This is a genomic window from Rickettsia tillamookensis (genome assembly GCF_016743795.2).
Lineage (GTDB): Bacteria > Pseudomonadota > Alphaproteobacteria > Rickettsiales > Rickettsiaceae > Rickettsia > Rickettsia tillamookensis.
Window position 1 is genome coordinate 396,753 of the sequence record NZ_CP060138.2, and the last position, 15,151, is coordinate 411,903.

Genomic DNA, 15,151 nt, shown 5'->3' on the forward strand with positions numbered 1-15,151 from the left:
TGGATCCCGTGAATAAATCACGGGATGACAACAAAAAAACTGATCCACGCTGGCAATGCCTCATAGGAATGACATCGTCACGAAGATATAAAAAAAACTTATGAAAACTAAACTACTTATTTCTATCATCATATTATTAGCCTCTTCTTTAAGCCTTGCGGGCGAAGAAGCGTTACATCCAAAAAAGATGAAATGGTCGTTTGACGGCGTATTTGGCACAGTTAATCGTGAAGCAGCACAAAGAGGTTTTCAGGTTTATAAAGAAGTTTGTAGCGTTTGCCACGGTTTGAATAATCTATATTATCGAAATCTTAAAGATATTGGTTTTTCAGATGATGAGATAAAAGAGATTGCTAAAGGCTATACGGTAAAAGACGGTCCAAATGATGACGGTGAGATGTTTGACCGTCCCGCTCTTCCATCTGATCGTTTTGTATCTCCTTACCCTAATGAACAAGCAGCAAGGGCAGCTAATAACGGAGCACATCCACCTGATTTATCGCTGATAATAAAAGCACGTCATGATGGAGCTAATTATATATATTCGCTGCTTACCGGTTATACTGAACCTCCGACAGACTTTAAGCTAATGAATGGAGCTCATTATAATCCGTATTTCCCGGGGGAACAAATAGCAATGCCGCCACCGCTTACAGACGGGCAGGTGACTTATATGGATGGTACTCATGCAAGCGTAGAGCAAATGAGCCACGATGTTGCGGTATTCTTGCAATGGACAGCTGAGCCGGAAATGGAACATCGTAAATCTATGGGTCTTAAAGTTATGATGTTTTTAGTAGTGTTTACTATCTTTTTCTATATTGCAAAAAACCGCATTTGGTCTAATTTAAAGTAGTTCACTGTGTTGTCAAGCCGGCGTTGTTGCATGGCTCGGTTTTTTTGTTGTCATCCCGTGATTTATTCACGGGATTCAGTTAAAAATACTAATAATATTAGTATTTTTAGTTGTTTTACTGGATACCGTGGACAAGCCACGGTATGACACTCAGCAGGTTTTTCGACCTACACAACAACTCCCCTCTCTTAGTATAATGACTTATCTTTGCTATACTTATCCTAAAACTTATATGGATAGGTATTTATGATTACTTTATTTGCGGCGATAACAGGATTTATTAGCTCTATCATTCCTGAAATTTTAAAAATATACAAAGATATTAACGACAAAAAACATGAGATAAATATTTTAGATCGTCAAATTGCTAATAACAAACTCAATCAGTCTAAAACTTTTACAGAGCTTACCATATCACAAGAAATGGCAGAGCAATATTCTCTTTATTCAACATATAAATCAGGTGTTAGCTGGGTTGATGCTTTAAACGGTTCGGTAAGACCGGTGCTTGCCTATAGCTTTTTTGCAATGTATGGAGGAGTTAAATATGTTCAATATAAATCATTAAAAAGTTCTGCTCTGCTAGTGGAGTATCTAGATATATTATGGAGCATAGAAGATCAAACTATTTTTGCGGGGATTATTAGTTTTTACTTCGGTCAGCGTACTTTCAGCAAATTATGGAAGTATACTAGATGAACTTTAAAAATACAGCTTAAAAAATATTTCTTTTAGTTTAAAAAACTGTATACTTACTATAACATTTTGTTATAGGAGAAAAAATGAGTTTTGAAAATAAATTAGTTATTATTGTAAATAAAGACATTGATATTGGGGTTGCTATGAATGCAGTAGCTCATGCTTCTCTAGCAGTCGGTGCTTTACTTGGACAACCCACTTGTTTTTTACAAGCTAATATTGATGCAAGCGGTAATAATTGGCAAGTTTCGGGGATGCCTTATATTATCTTACGCGGTAAATTAAATGAGATAAAAAAAGCTATTCTTGCAGCAAAAGAATCTAAAGTTATGCAACTAGCATTTGTAGATAGTATGACCGGAGGAACATATTTAGAACAAATAGAAAATATTGCAAAGAAAACAGAAGAAGAACATATTTATTATTCGGCTGTTCTTTTTGGGAAGTGGGATATAGTTTCTCAAATCACTAAAAAGTTTTCTCTTTATAAATAATTTAATCTTCTGTATGCAAGAACCTATAGCAAAAGAGATTGAATTATATTCAATCTCTTTTGCTATAGAAACGAATTAACATTAGTAATGACTTATTATTTTACCAAAATTTTATTTCTCTGAAACAAAACCTTTCTCTATATAGCTAGGTAATTTGAGTAATTCTTGTTTTAAATCATTATAAATACCGGGGGCTTCAAATTTCCGGTCAACTAGGAAAATGATAGGTTTAGTGTTATGATTGAAGAAGAAGTCAAAATTCGGTTTGTTGTCAAAATACCTGGTAACACGAGGAAAATGATAAGCATGAGTAACAATAGCAATTTCGGCGTTATTTAAGTCAATATTACCGTCTTCATGTTCCTTATATAGAGTTTTAAATTGCCCACCGGTATTGGTTTGATTTTCCGGTAATGTAAAAATATAAAAATTTTCTTTCGGATAATCCATGATTTCATTTTTATCTAGAGCTTCTTTTAGTAAACTATTATCATAAGCTCCGCCGTTAAATAAGATTACAGGACCGTATTTTTGTAATTCTTCGGATGTTAAGTTAGATTCCTGCTTATCAAGCTTTTTAGCTGCCACTTCTCTTGCAATTTCTATACCGAGCCTTACTCTATTATAGCCGTCTTCTTTATCTATAGCATCGGCATTTTGAGCATCGGAATTAATCAGTATTTTTGTATAAGAATGTCTTGCGGATAAAACCCATACATATTTAATATTCTTATCTATTTCAGGATTTTCGGTTGCATAAATATTTTGTATTTCAGAAATAAAATTCTTGCGGATTTTTTCATTAGCAGAATCAAACTCTAGATTATTTAAATTGCTAATTATTTGCTCAAAATGTTTATCTTGAGAATATTTTTGGTAATTTTGGAATCCTAAAAATGAAACTACACCTATAATAATTATAGAAATAGCTATGTTAAAACTTTTACAGTTTTTCATATTATTGCAATCTCTTATGTCATTTCCGCGAAAGCGGGAATCTAGAAAAATTTTTTAAAACTCTAAATTTATGTTTATTTCTCTATGGATTCCCGCTTTCGCGGGAATGACAAGCCACCCGCATTCATAGCAAGGCTTGCGGAAACAAATTCTTCAAGGTCGCCGTCAAGTACTCCTTTAGTATCAGAAGTTTCATAATCGGTACGTAAATCTTTCACCATTTGATAAGGTTGTAAAACATATGATCTAATTTGATGCCCCCAGCTATTATCGGTTTTAGCAGCATTCTGTTCGTTAACGCTATCGGCACGTTTTTGTAATTCTAATTCGTAAAGTTTTGCCTTTAGCATTTTCATTGCTTCGTCTTTATTTTTATGCTGCGATCTACCACTTTGGCACTGCGTTACCGTATTAGTCGGTAAATGAGTAATACGCACTGCTGAATCTGTAGTATTAACATGCTGCCCTCCGGCTCCTGATGACCTATAAGTATCAATTCGTAAATCCTTATCATCAATAATAATCGTTATGCTATCATCAATTTCGGGATATACCCAGCTACTTGCAAAGCTGGTCATTCTTTTACCTGCCGCATTAAACGGAGAAATACGCACCAGCCTATGAACTCCTGCTTCGGTCTTAAACCACCCGTAAGCACGTTTACCTATTATTCTAATCGTGCATGATTTAATACCTGCTTCTTCGCCGTTAATCATGTTTATTATTTCGGTTTTAAAGCCGAGTCTTTCGGCAAAACGTAAATACATACGCATCATAATAGATGCCCAGTCATGACTTTCAGTTCCTCCTGCTCCGGCATTAATCTCTAAAAAGCAATTATTACCGTCTGCTTCACCTGAAAACAAGCATTCCGTTTCAAATTTGGCAGCAATTATACTTAAGCCTTTAAAATCCTGTTCAACTTGTGAAAGTGTTTCTAAATCGTTTTCGGCTTCAGCCATTTCTTCAAGTTCTAAAGCGTCTTTTAAATTAGATTTGAGTTTATTAAAAGCATTTAGTTTTTCTTCTAAATTGCTTTTTTCTCGCAATAATGTTTGTGCTTTAGCCTGATCATTCCATAAACTCGGATCGGCTGTTAACTCTTCTAACTCTTTTAGTCTTTCAGTTGATGATTCAACGTCAAAGTGACCTCCAAAGTAGCTCTAAAGACTGCTCAATTTTTTTTACATAATTTTCTATTTCGGCTCGCATTATTTTTTCCTGTTATAAATTTCGATTTTGTTATATATTGTACAGCACATTCCATAAAGCTCAATACAAGCGAATTTTGCAGGATTCGCCTGTGCTCACGTACTTTTGTACGTTCCGCAGGCTCACCTTTAAATTCATCTTGTCTAGAGCTTTCTGAAACATGCTGCACTTCATTCTTAGCAGCACCCAACATTCGTAGGGATGACAGGTAATAAACAAACGCAAATTATATCACAATAATTATGAATAATCAAAAATATATACGGAACTTCTCAATAATTGCCCATATTGATCATGGTAAATCTACATTAGCTGATAGGTTAATTGAGCATTGCGGCGGACTTCAAGCTAGAGAAATGAGCCAACAAGTGTTAGATTCTATGGATATCGAAAAAGAGAGAGGTATAACTATTAAAGCACAAACAGTGCGGCTTGTATATAAGGCTAAAGACGGTAATACCTATTATTTGAATTTGATGGATACTCCCGGGCATGTCGATTTTGCTTATGAAGTTAGCAGGTCTTTGGCTGCTTGTGAAGGGTCGCTGTTAGTAGTTGATAGTACACAAGGAGTAGAAGCCCAAACGCTTGCCAATGTTTACCAAGCAATCGAGAATGATCACGAGATTGTGCCGGTGCTTAATAAGATTGATCTGCCTGCCTCAGAACCTGAGCAAGTCAAGCAGCAGATAGAGGATATAATAGGAATCGATGCAAGTGAGGCTGTGCTAATCTCTGCCAAAAGCGGTATAGGTATTGATTTGGTTTTAGAGGCTATAGTAAATAAATTACCTCCGCCAAAAGAAAGTAATTCCGATATTTTGAAAGCTTTGCTTGTTGATAGTTGGTATGATCCGTATCTCGGCGTAGTTATTCTAGTACGTGTTATTGATGGAACTCTGCGTAAGAATATGCGGATTAAAATGATGGCAACAAACTCGGTTTATACCGTTGAGAATGTTGGATATTTTACTCCGAAAAAACATATTTCTGATGTTTTGTATGCAGGTGAAATTGGTTTCTTTACTGCTTCTATAAAGCAGGTAGCGGATTGTAAAGTCGGGGATACTATCACTGATGAGAGGAAACCTTGTGAGCAAGCACTACCCGGTTTTAAGCCGAACTTACCAGTGGTTTTTTGCGGGCTTTATCCAACAGATAGTGCAGAGTTTGAACATCTAAAAGATTCGCTAGCTAAATTACGCCTTAATGATGCTAGTTTTGAGTATGAAATGGAAAGCTCGTCAGCACTCGGGGTAGGCTTTAGATGCGGTTTTTTAGGGCTACTACATTTAGAAATAATACAAGAGCGTTTAAGTAGGGAATTCGATTTAGATTTAATCACCACTGCCCCAAGTGTGGTGTATAAAATCCATATGCAGGACGGTGAAAGTTTAGAGATTCATAACCCCGCAGATTTGCCTGATTTGCAAAAAATCGAATCGATGGAAGAACCGTGGATTAAAGCAACTATAATGGTACCTGATGAGTTTTTAGGTGCGGTATTATCGCTTTGTACGGAAAAGAGAGGGGTGCAGCTCGATCATAGCTATATAGCAAATAGAGCTAAAATAATTTATAAATTACCGCTAAATGAGATAGTTTACGATTTCTACGATCGTTTAAAAAGCTGCTCTAAAGGTTATGCAAGTTTTGAATGGCAAATGGATGTTTATGAACCTTCTGAACTTGTTAAGCTTGGGATTTTGGTTAACGCAGAGGCGGTTGATGCACTGTCCACAATCGTACATCGCTCACGTGCCGAGCAGAGGGGTAGGGCGTTATGCGTGCGGTTAAAGGATTTAATTCCAAGGCAGCAGATTGACATAGCAATCCAAGCAAGTATCGGTAGCCGTATTATTGCCCGTGAGACTATTAAGGCTCTACGTAAAGATGTTTTATCTAAATGTTACGGCGGTGATATAAGCCGTAAGCGTAAGCTTCTTGAGAAGCAAAAAGCAGGTAAAAAGAGAATGAGACAGTACGGTAATATCGAAATTCCACAATCTGCTTTTATCGCAGCGTTAAAAATTGGGGATGAGTAAAACTTTTTTTATTTTATATAAAGAAAACGCTAGACGTTATAGAAAAGATTTGTTATAAGAAGTTACAGCATATTTTAGAAAGCTTGATACAAGCGAATTTTGCAGATCTTGCCTGTGTTCACGTACTTTTGTACGCTGTGCAGGCTCGCCTTTAAATTCATCTTGTCTGAAGCTTTCTAAAATATGCTATATCTAAAATTTTTTAGAAACTTACTACGTTCCTCGGTAGCTCAGTGGTAGAGCAAACGGCTGTTAACCGTTCGGTCGCTGGTTCGAGTCCGGCCCGGGGAGCCATTCCGTACAGTTGGCTACTTCTTGTAGTTTATTGAACGGGAGAGCCAAGGAGTAATCAAGGTTTCAGCCTTTCAGTTCTAGGTTCGCAAACACAAAATTTAAAAATTCTCTTTTTTCGTCAATCGTCGAACCTTTGAAATTTTCATATGCGTTTGTCATTACATTTATAAAGTCTAAAAGCTTTTTAGAAAACTTATCGTCTGCTTTGTCATAACTTTTAATTAACTCGTTTAATTCGTATTGACGCTCTTTTAACTGCGATTTCTTACGTGCAAACTCTTCTCCAGTTATAACCACGTCTGCTACTAACTCTAAATATGAATCAAGCTTATTTGTTCTATGTTAAAAAACTAGAAAGAATCGTTAGAGGTCGTCAAATAGAACGTACAGTATTTTAGAGAAAGAAGATTTATTAAATATATAATTATTACAATCAACAATTATAGTTATTGACTTATTTTAATTACTTCTATAGATTACTTCTCTCAGGTGATAATTAAGCTCTATCATTCATATATAAGTTAATTTAAAAGAGTTAAAATATGGAAAATAAAGAAGAAGAAATTTTAATCTCTGAATCTTATATTGATGAAGAGGAAGAAAAGAGATTAAAAGCTGAAAACGCAAGGAAAGAGCTTAAATTAATATTAATAACATTTGCTATTATTCTTACTAGTTTTTTAACTTTTACTTATTTCTTTTTAAATTATGTAGAAGAAAAAGCAGCAGAATATAAATTACAGCAGGAACAAGAAGCTAAAGCAACTAATAAAACCGAATGAAGTTGCTTAAATACAATGTAACCGAAAGTTATTAATATATTTAAAGTTAAAAAGCTATTTGTTATTGCAATTTTTTAATTTTTACTATAATTGTAATCAACTATTATTAACAAAAATAAGAAAATAACTTTTATGGAAGATTTAAGCTCTTGGAAAGAAAAGTTTGAATTATGTGCTTACGCTAAAAAACTACTTGATAAACTCGAATATTTAAACACTAAAGTAAAAAATCCTGTTGATATAGAGGAAATTAAAAAAGGCATCTACTACGCTCGTAAATATCATGGGTTACAAATGCGTAAATCGGGTGAACCTTATTACTCTCATCCTATTGAGGTGGCTTATATGTTTGCTGAATTTGTAGCCGAAGAAGCTCCTAAGCTTTATAACGATATTATGCTACAAGCCGCTTTGCTTCACGATACTATTGAAGATACAGAACTTACTGAAGAGATGGTGGCTGAGATCTTTGAACCAGAAGTAGCAAGACATGTAGAGGGATTAACGCGAATCAAACCTTATGGTAAAATTACCGCTAAAGAAAGTTTAAATCTATTAATTCAGCAAAAAAGATATAATACGGCACTTATAAAATTATTTGATCGAATACATAATGTGCAAACTCTAGGAGCTAAATCTCTTGAAAAAGCACAAAAAATTATAGAAGAAACTATAACGGATTTTTTAGTTGTTGCTGCCCGCTTGGAAATACACAGTATAGAAGAAAAATTATTCAATATATGTAATGAATTTATCAATGGCAACAAAACTATTATTAAATCTGATGCTCGCTGTTCTTTTCTAAATTCTCAAAATGACGTAGCCCGAAATAATAGCCTATTGTTACCGGTACCATAATTATTAATACCCCCCAGTAATCAAAATATTCTGTTAAATAGGCAAGACCAAATGATGTTATGATATACATTAATGCACGAGATAAAGCGAATACAAAGCTAGTATGCGTAAAACGTTTAAAAATTGGAAATTGTTTATAGAAAATTGATGTAGCAGGGGTGGCGGTAGGAGCGAATATAAGAAAATATAATTGAGTTAACATTATATAATGAGGTGTCAAGTTTTGCATTATAAGTGGTGAAAAACAAAGAAATATTAACAGAACATAAAACGTAGTTCTTAATATCTTTAAGGGATAAATCTTGTAACTCAAATATGTTAATAGTATAGAACCTAAAACATCACCAATTGAGATATAAAAATTGTGCTGGATAACTTCAGCTGGATTATATCCAAAATCTTCAGTCAATATATTTCCACAGTAAAAATAACCGAAGTAAGACCACACTGGGTATGTACATTGTATTAAAAAGTATGCTAATAAAATCTTGGAATTTGTTTTTTCCTTTACAAAACTATTATTTTCGATTTGTTTGGGGTCTAAACCCATTTTTTCAATATTTGATTTAATTCGTCTTTTAGCATCAACAAAATCAGGGGTTTCTTTCAATGTTGTTCGTGCTATAGTACCGGTGATGGCAACAAATGCTCCAAATAAAAAAGCATAACGCCAATTAAGATTTATCGAAGTTACAAGAGCTGCAACGGCAAGAGCTGCAAGAGTTCCTAATGTACCAAAAATTGTAATTGATGTCACTGCAGGATATTGCAAAGGAGGTTTTATTGTTTCTGTAATATAAAGTTTAGCCCCTGTAACTTCTGCCGCAGATGAAATACCTTGAATAGTGCGGAAAAGTGTAACCAATACTGTAGCAGAAAAACCTATTTCTTCGTAAGAAGGAAGAATAGCCATACCTATACAAGTACAAGCCATTAATATAGTTGTAATAATAATTGTTGGTTTACGCCCTATATTATCACCTAGCCAACCGAATATTAAAGCACCAAACGGTCTAAATACAAAAGTTGAACAATAAGCAAAAGCTGATAGCATTTTTACAGAGTAAGTATTATCAGGAGAGAAAAATATTTTATTTAGAAGCACCGACATATGAACATATAACATCAAGTCAAAATATTCAAGAAAAGTACCTATAGACAATAAACTTATAGCTTGTTTTTGACCTCTACCAAATATCCTTTGTTCTTTTGCATAACCCAACATAGTTTCTTTACAAAAAATTAAATTGTAAAGAAATCTATACTGTTTTATATAAAAGTCAATAGGAATTTTCGCTTTACACGATAAATAAGAAAATGAAGTGCAACTTAGTACATGTTATAACTTAATGATTAGTTGCTTAAATACAATTTAACCAAAGGTTATCAATATATTTAAAGTTAAAAAGCTATTTGTTATTGCAATTTTTTAATTTTTACTATAATTGTAATCAACTATTATTAACAAAAATAAGAAAATAACTTTTATGGAAGATTTAAGCTCTTGGAAAGAAAAGTTTGAATTATGTGCTTACGCTAAAAAACTACTTGATAAACTCGAATATTTAAACACTAAAGTAAAAAATCCTGTCGATATAGAGGAAGTTAAAAAAGGCATTTTCTATTCCCGTAAATATCACGGTTCGCAAATGCGTCAGTCAGGCGATCCGTATTATTCGCATCCAATTGAGGTGGCGATTATGCTTGCGGTGTTTGTAGCTGAAGAAGCCCCTAAGCTTTTTACCTCTAACATGATAAATGCTGCTCTACTTCATGATACTATTGAGGATACAGAGCTTACCGAAGAAGTCATAGCTACAATTTTTGGGCTAGAAGTTGCAAACCACGTAGAGGGTTTAACTAGAATCAAACCATATGGTAAAATTAGTGCAGAGGAAAGTTTAAATTTGTTAGTTAAACAAAAAAGATATGCTACAGCATTAATAAAGTTCTTCGATAGGATTCATAATTTACAAACTTTAGGTGCTAAGTCACCTGAAAAGGCTAAAAAGATTATAGAAGAAACTTTAATTAATTTTGTAACTTTAGGTATATACCTTGGCTTACATAAAGCTGAAGAAAAATTAAGTGTATTATGTTTTGAATATTTAGGAATAAAAAATTCATATAAGTACAGAGAATTTTATTTTAATGATCAATTTCAGCCATTGACTCGAGCTTATAAAAATGACGTAGTCCAATCCAATATCCAATATCCAATAGCTATAGGTATCATAATAAATAGTAAACCCCAATACTTAAAATACTCTGTTAAATATATAAGTCCAAATGAACTAACAATATAAATGCTTGCACGCGATAAAGCGTATATCATTCCTGTACTAATAAAACGCTTAAAAAGTGGAAAATTTTTAAAAATAATTGGTAGTGCTGGAGTAGTAGCTGGGGCAAACATAGCACAGAAACATTGAATTAAAAATATATAAAAAGGAGTAGTAGCATTAGTCATCAAGAAAGGAATAAGCAAAACAAAAGGTATAAAAATAAAAAATTTAATTTTTAATATCTTTAATGGGTATATTTTATAACTTAGTTGCATTAGTATTATCCATGAGAATAATTGTAATAAAGATACTATGAAATTTTGGCTTATAACTTGTTCTGCTGTATAGCCTAAGGAGTTTTTTAAAATACCTCCGCAGTAAAAATAAGTAAAGTATGCACATAAAGGCCAAAAGCAATCTAAAAGGAAATAAGATAAAGCTGTTTTTTTATTAACTTTAATTTTATAAACAATATTATCCTTTAGATTCTCTTCGTTTACAGAAGCAAGCTCTAATTTTTTCTTAATTCGTAGTCTAGCATCAATAAATTCTGGAGTTTCTCTAAGGGTAGTTCTTGCGACTATACCAACTATTGCAATTATTGTTCCAAACCAAAAAGCTAACCTCCAATTAAGCCCCAAAAAAGTAACAAGAAAAGCAATGCCTAAAGCAGCAGTAGTTCCTAAAACTGCGATTACTTCGATTAATGCTACGGCAACATATTGTATAGGAGGTTTTGTGATTTCTGTAATATAAAGTTCTGCTCCAATTATTTCACCAATAGAAGACATACCTTGAAGAATACGACAGACTGTTATAGCAATAGAAGCTGTAATGCCTATTTGTGCGTAAGTCGGTAAGTTAGCCATTGTAAAACATGCTAACGCCATCATACTTGTTGTAATTATAACAGTAGACTTACGTCCTATTCTATCTCCTAAATACCCAAATACCAATGCTCCTAAGGGTCTGACAGCATAAGTGGTACAAAAAGCAGTAGCAGCTAAAAGAGCAGCTACACGTGCATTTCCTTTTGGAAAAAATAAATCATTTAATAACACAGCCATGTGTAGGTAAAGCATAAAGTCAAAAAACTCAAGAAACGTACCTATAGATAATAATCCTACTGCTTCTTTTTGTTCTCTATTTAAACTTCTTTGTTCTTGTGCATAGCCTAGCATAAATTCTTTAATAAAAGTTAAATTGTAAAGAAATCTATACTGTTTTATATAAAAGTCAATAGGAATTTTCGCTTTACACGATAAATAAGGAAATGAAGTGCAACTTAGCACTGTGTTGTGCGGACGTTCAAGGTGTTATTCCTGTAGAGGCATTGTTGCGTGGACCGGTAAATGCTCTTTATGTCATTCTTAGCTAAAAGCAGGAATCCAAAAAAAAAGTATAAATACAGCAAATTTTTGAAATTAAAAGCTCGATTTATTTTGCTTTATAATGGATTCCTGCTTTCGCAGGAATGACACCGAACACTTTTCTTGAGGGTGCTGCCCTAAGGGTTCAATTATCGGCTCGACATATACCGACCACTTTTTCATTACCGTACCTTGGTTCGGTATTGAATCACAATAAGAGTGTCCTGAATCTTTTTTAACTAAATAATCAAAATCTTTACCGCGTGCCATTATCTCTTCCCAGCTTATTTCTCTGTTTCTTACTTCTGCTGCATGAAATTTTATTTTTTCGATACATTTATCAGCAAGTTTTTGTGCTTGATTCGGTATATTTTCACCTCCCACAAGTTCTATTGTTTGTTTATCGCCTAGCTTTACACCAATAGCCATAGTTAGATACATTAGAAACTCATTTTTAACTATACCATAACCATGTATTAAACTTGCTGCCAAGTAATATGCAGTCTCTTTAATTCCTATAACAAGATTTAAAAATAAATTCCAAGAAGTATCTTTGTTCCCATCGTCTGATACCTCTCGTAAATTTGTATCAGTTTTATATGCTTCATGTGTTTCACATTTTCTACGTTCTTCATAACACGCTAGAATTTCTTTAAGATTAGCTTTATAAAAATATTTATTAGATAGATATGTATTAATACCGCTTTGATCATTGTTCGGTACATTTACCCTTTTGAATTTAAATTTCATATATTCCTTCCTTCATTTTTTTTAGCCATTGCTGCTTCTCGAGCTGCAAATTTCCCAATTGCCGGAGTAGGTGTTGGTGAAGCTATTTGGACTGATTTTGCTTGTGATGCTTGAATAGCAGGTAATTTACCTTTAATTGCTTGTAAATCATTTTCGTAGCCAAGCTTAACTATTTTTTTCTCAGTAATATTATTTTTTACTTCCCGTGGGATATTATTTTTGCCGTATTTTTCTTGAGCAGCAAGTACCGGCTCTTCTTTGACTGGAGGAGATTTAGCCGGTTCTTTTTGATTAGTAAGGGAAGTAATTTTTTCTGAAGTTTCAATTTTAGCTGTATTAGATTTTTGGTATTCTTCCATTTCCTTTTCAATTCCTAACTCTTTTTCAAGTCCGGCTTTTTTGACTAATTGATACATTTCTTCTAAGCCCTTATGGTTAGGGTCTTTAGCTGTCATATCTTTATATCTATCAATACTACCTTTGAAATGTTCTTTTATACGATTTTTTACTAATTCAGGATGTTTTTCTGCAGATTTAATAAGCTTGTGTCTTTCTTGGTCTAATTCAGCAAGGGCTGGATTAATTTGTTTGTCTAGTTTTTCTTGGTGAGAATCAATACTTGTTTGATGTTGTTGTTGTTTTTGATATAAAGCTTCTTTTTTCTGAGGGTCGGGCTCTGCTTCTATCTTCTTCTTAATATCTTTTATCTGTTCTTTTTCATGTTCAATGGAGTGATTAAAGTCTTTTTGAAGTTCATAAGATAATTTTGCACCATTAATATATTGTTGTGTTTTTCGTTCAGCTTCCAGTCTTTCTTCTTCACTTGCATATTCCCCGCGGGCTAGCCTTTTCTGCTCTTCGGTCAAGGATTCAGGACTATTAATTACTTGATCAAGAAAATCACTATTTTCTTTTAGTTGCTGACGGAAATCTTTTTCAATTTTCTCATATTCAACCCAATTCTTTTCTATTCTTGCTCCCCTTTCCTCATGTTCCTGCTGCTTACGCACAACCTCAGGGTCTTGCTGTTCTAGCGTTCCTAAATTCTCAGCAGCTATTTTAGAAGAGATATTCTGCTCGGCAGTTTCTTCTTTTTTGCTAATTGCAGCTTGTACGCCTTTAATTTGTTCTAGTAGTTCAGGATTATTAGTACTAGCCGCTAGACCTGCGGCGGCACTTGCTAAACGTGCAAGTTCGGCAGGGTTCGCAGTAGCGGTAAGTTGAGCCTTAATTGCTCCAAGCTCATTTTTAACCTGAGCATCATCTTTATCGTCTGCCATTGGAATATTTTTTAATAGTATTTAAACCTATTAATTATCCTAAAATCTTTAATATATTGGCTCAAAATATATCAATTGTTAAGAATATTATTTAAGTTGCTAAGTTAAAGGTTAATATTATTTAAACAAACAGTCAAACAATTAACTATTTTTTTTTCTATTTGTTCTAAATCTTATTGTAAAAATACAACCTAAATAGAACCTAAGAAGGGAAATATAGTAATTTACCTTTTTCTTCTATTTCTTCTTTATTATATGATGGATTTAATTCAGGAGGCAAAATTTTAACAAGCTCTTTAGCTTCTTCTATATCCCCAAGGCTTGCATAGCTAAAAGCTTTTGCTGCGAGTATTATTCCTCTGTTTCTCTCTGATATTTGACCTGCTCCGTGCTTTAAAACGTAATTACAGCAATCCATTGCCTCTTTATATTTTCCTATTAAATTTAGTAATACGGCTTTATGTCTATATAAATTTAGTTTTTCATATTCAATTTTAAATTCTAAAGCCTCATTTATAGAAGCAAGTGCTTCATAGTATTTGTTCTGATCACTTAGATGTATTGCCCTTATAAAAAGATAGCATATTTGTAATTCTTTATTTTTTATACCTAATCTTTGGATTCTTCTAAAAAATCTTTCTGATTCTTCAATCTTTTTTTCATTTAGTAAACTTAAAGCTTTATCTAATAGCATCTCTATATTATTTATATTTCTAGGCAGCTGATTATTTGCAAAGCCTAATTCTTTTAAGCATCTTAATTTAAAATTAATAGCACTAGAAGATTCAGGGTTTAAAGTTAAGGCTTGATTTAACTTAATAAGTGCCTTTTGATATTTTTTTCTATGAAATAAACATATTCCTGCAAGGGTAAATAAAGTTTCCTTTGTGTAATTATCATTTATTTTATTAAATATTTTATCTCTTAATATTTTGTCAGCTTTTTCAAATTGTTGTTTTTCAATAAGTTTGTTAATGATAATTAATAAAGTTGCTCCTTTAATATAAATATAATCAGGATTATCAGGATTTAATTTTATCGCTTTATTATAAGCTTTAATCGCTTCTTCGTTTTCATTTAATAATCCTAAAGCTATTCCTTTATTAAAGTAGAATAAAGCATCGTCACGTTTTAGCTTTATTGCTTTATTAAATGACTCTAATGCTTTTTCTGGTTCCATATATATTTGAGATTTACCCAACAAATACCAGTATTCACTATTATTTGATTCTTTATCAACTTGCATAATAACCTAAATATTAAAGACTT

The 15,151-nt window shown here is 33.0% G+C and carries 14 protein-coding genes, 1 tRNA gene and 3 pseudogenes; 8 read left to right on the forward strand and 10 right to left on the reverse strand.

Going from position 1 to position 15,151, the window contains the following annotated elements; all coding sequences use genetic code 11:
- Positions 1 to 100 precede the first annotated feature (100 nt).
- The 3 genes from H6P87_RS01870 (at position 101) to H6P87_RS01880 (ending at position 2,049) form a co-directional block, all read left to right on the forward strand.
- On the forward strand, positions 101 to 856 hold the full coding sequence (locus tag H6P87_RS01870) for a cytochrome c1 (protein WP_202069809.1): 756 nt from the start codon (positions 101 to 103) through the stop codon (positions 854 to 856).
- A 246-nt stretch (positions 857 to 1,102) separates the two neighbouring features.
- The gene (locus H6P87_RS01875) at positions 1,103 to 1,555 is read left to right on the forward strand and encodes a hypothetical protein (RefSeq protein WP_246438009.1); all 453 of its coding nucleotides are present in this window, start codon (positions 1,103 to 1,105) and stop codon (positions 1,553 to 1,555) included.
- Positions 1,556 to 1,638: 83 nt separating this feature from the next.
- A complete protein-coding gene (locus tag H6P87_RS01880; RefSeq protein WP_202069810.1) occupies positions 1,639 to 2,049 on the forward strand; it encodes a DUF2000 domain-containing protein in 411 nt (136 codons plus the stop codon).
- A gap of 335 nt (positions 2,050 to 2,384) precedes the next feature.
- On the opposite strand, the pseudogene H6P87_RS07260 reads toward H6P87_RS01880, so the two are convergent.
- The 3 genes and pseudogenes from H6P87_RS07260 to H6P87_RS01895 all read right to left on the reverse strand — a co-directional run bounded on the left by H6P87_RS07260 (position 2,385) and on the right by H6P87_RS01895 (position 4,411).
- Positions 2,385 to 2,565, reverse strand: a pseudogene (locus H6P87_RS07260) (hypothetical protein).
- Positions 2,566 to 3,080: 515 nt separating this feature from the next.
- Positions 3,081 to 4,218 (reverse strand): peptide chain release factor 2 gene (prfB, locus tag H6P87_RS01890; RefSeq protein ID WP_410528056.1). Its coding sequence is split into 2 segments (ribosomal slippage): positions 3,081 to 4,154 and positions 4,156 to 4,218, totalling 1,137 coding nucleotides; the frame shifts between segments, so codons are not numbered across the junction.
- The gene (locus H6P87_RS01895; protein WP_246438015.1) at positions 4,181 to 4,411 is read right to left on the reverse strand and encodes a palindromic element RPE3 domain-containing protein; all 231 of its coding nucleotides are present in this window, start codon (positions 4,409 to 4,411) and stop codon (positions 4,181 to 4,183) included. The genes prfB and H6P87_RS01895 overlap by 38 nt, the downstream gene beginning before the upstream one ends.
- A gap of 49 nt (positions 4,412 to 4,460) precedes the next feature.
- Between H6P87_RS01895 and lepA the strand changes: the two genes are divergently transcribed.
- Positions 4,461 to 6,263, forward strand: a complete 1,803-nt coding sequence (gene lepA, locus H6P87_RS01900; protein ID WP_202069812.1) for a translation elongation factor 4 — start codon at positions 4,461 to 4,463, stop codon at positions 6,261 to 6,263.
- A 45-nt stretch (positions 6,264 to 6,308) separates the two neighbouring features.
- Here the strand turns inward: lepA and H6P87_RS07475 are convergent.
- Positions 6,309 to 6,449: pseudogene (locus tag H6P87_RS07475) on the reverse strand (palindromic element RPE3 domain-containing protein); the annotation flags it as partial.
- A gap of 33 nt (positions 6,450 to 6,482) precedes the next feature.
- Between H6P87_RS07475 and H6P87_RS01905 the strand changes: the two are divergent.
- Positions 6,483 to 6,557 (forward strand) — tRNA-Asn (locus H6P87_RS01905).
- A 63-nt stretch (positions 6,558 to 6,620) separates the two neighbouring features.
- Here H6P87_RS01905 and H6P87_RS01910 read toward each other — a convergent pair.
- Positions 6,621 to 6,854, reverse strand: a complete 234-nt coding sequence (locus H6P87_RS01910; RefSeq protein ID WP_202070180.1) for a hypothetical protein — start codon at positions 6,852 to 6,854, stop codon at positions 6,621 to 6,623.
- A 245-nt stretch (positions 6,855 to 7,099) separates the two neighbouring features.
- On the opposite strand from H6P87_RS01910, the gene H6P87_RS01915 reads away from it, so the two are divergent.
- Together H6P87_RS01915 and H6P87_RS01920 are read left to right on the forward strand one after the other, a co-directional pair.
- Positions 7,100 to 7,339, forward strand: coding sequence for an RP671a family tick cell line-upregulated protein (locus tag H6P87_RS01915; protein ID WP_039594906.1), 240 nt, complete (start codon positions 7,100 to 7,102; stop codon positions 7,337 to 7,339).
- A 132-nt stretch (positions 7,340 to 7,471) separates the two neighbouring features.
- Positions 7,472 to 8,197 (forward strand): HD domain-containing protein, encoded by a 726-nt coding sequence (locus H6P87_RS01920; protein ID WP_202069813.1) that lies wholly within the window; start codon positions 7,472 to 7,474, stop codon positions 8,195 to 8,197.
- Here the strand turns inward: H6P87_RS01920 and H6P87_RS01925 are convergent.
- Positions 8,115 to 9,422 carry an MFS transporter gene (locus tag H6P87_RS01925; RefSeq protein ID WP_202069814.1) on the reverse strand — a complete coding sequence of 436 codons (1,308 nt, stop codon included), beginning with the start codon at positions 9,420 to 9,422 and terminating at the stop codon, positions 8,115 to 8,117. The genes H6P87_RS01920 and H6P87_RS01925 overlap by 83 nt on opposite strands.
- Before the next feature lie 262 nt (positions 9,423 to 9,684).
- On the opposite strand from H6P87_RS01925, the gene H6P87_RS01930 reads away from it, so the two are divergent.
- Positions 9,685 to 10,503 carry an HD domain-containing protein gene (locus H6P87_RS01930; protein WP_246438017.1) on the forward strand — a complete coding sequence of 273 codons (819 nt, stop codon included), beginning with the start codon at positions 9,685 to 9,687 and terminating at the stop codon, positions 10,501 to 10,503.
- Positions 10,504 to 10,541: 38 nt separating this feature from the next.
- Here the strand turns inward: H6P87_RS01930 and H6P87_RS01935 are convergent.
- From H6P87_RS01935 to H6P87_RS01950, 4 genes and pseudogenes are all read right to left on the reverse strand, one after another.
- Positions 10,542 to 11,663, reverse strand: a pseudogene (locus tag H6P87_RS01935) (MFS transporter); the annotation flags it as partial.
- A 243-nt stretch (positions 11,664 to 11,906) separates the two neighbouring features.
- Positions 11,907 to 12,602 (reverse strand): hypothetical protein, encoded by a 696-nt coding sequence (locus H6P87_RS01940; protein WP_202069816.1) that lies wholly within the window; start codon positions 12,600 to 12,602, stop codon positions 11,907 to 11,909.
- Positions 12,599 to 13,882, reverse strand: a complete 1,284-nt coding sequence (locus tag H6P87_RS01945; RefSeq protein WP_202069817.1) for a hypothetical protein — start codon at positions 13,880 to 13,882, stop codon at positions 12,599 to 12,601. The genes H6P87_RS01940 and H6P87_RS01945 overlap by 4 nt, the downstream gene beginning before the upstream one ends.
- A 202-nt stretch (positions 13,883 to 14,084) precedes the next feature.
- Positions 14,085 to 15,128: a tetratricopeptide repeat protein gene (locus H6P87_RS01950; protein WP_202069818.1), complete on the reverse strand. Its 1,044-nt coding sequence runs from the start codon at positions 15,126 to 15,128 to the stop codon at positions 14,085 to 14,087.
- Positions 15,129 to 15,151 lie beyond the last annotated feature (23 nt).

Coding starts and splice junctions, on each gene's coding strand:
- H6P87_RS01870 (WP_202069809.1), top strand. CDS start 101: ATGAAAACTAAACTACTTATTTCTATCATCATATTATTAGCCTCTTCT.
- H6P87_RS01875 (WP_246438009.1), top strand. CDS start 1,103: ATGATTACTTTATTTGCGGCGATAACAGGATTTATTAGCTCTATCATT.
- H6P87_RS01880 (WP_202069810.1), top strand. CDS start 1,639: ATGAGTTTTGAAAATAAATTAGTTATTATTGTAAATAAAGACATTGAT.
- H6P87_RS01895 (WP_246438015.1), bottom strand. CDS start 4,411: ATGTTGGGTGCTGCTAAGAATGAAGTGCAGCATGTTTCAGAAAGCTCT.
- lepA (WP_202069812.1), top strand. CDS start 4,461: ATGAATAATCAAAAATATATACGGAACTTCTCAATAATTGCCCATATT.
- H6P87_RS01915 (WP_039594906.1), top strand. CDS start 7,100: ATGGAAAATAAAGAAGAAGAAATTTTAATCTCTGAATCTTATATTGAT.
- H6P87_RS01920 (WP_202069813.1), top strand. CDS start 7,472: ATGGAAGATTTAAGCTCTTGGAAAGAAAAGTTTGAATTATGTGCTTAC.
- H6P87_RS01925 (WP_202069814.1), bottom strand. CDS start 9,422: ATGTTGGGTTATGCAAAAGAACAAAGGATATTTGGTAGAGGTCAAAAA.
- H6P87_RS01930 (WP_246438017.1), top strand. CDS start 9,685: ATGGAAGATTTAAGCTCTTGGAAAGAAAAGTTTGAATTATGTGCTTAC.
- H6P87_RS01940 (WP_202069816.1), bottom strand. CDS start 12,602: ATGAAATTTAAATTCAAAAGGGTAAATGTACCGAACAATGATCAAAGC.
- H6P87_RS01945 (WP_202069817.1), bottom strand. CDS start 13,882: ATGGCAGACGATAAAGATGATGCTCAGGTTAAAAATGAGCTTGGAGCA.
- H6P87_RS01950 (WP_202069818.1), bottom strand. CDS start 15,128: ATGCAAGTTGATAAAGAATCAAATAATAGTGAATACTGGTATTTGTTG.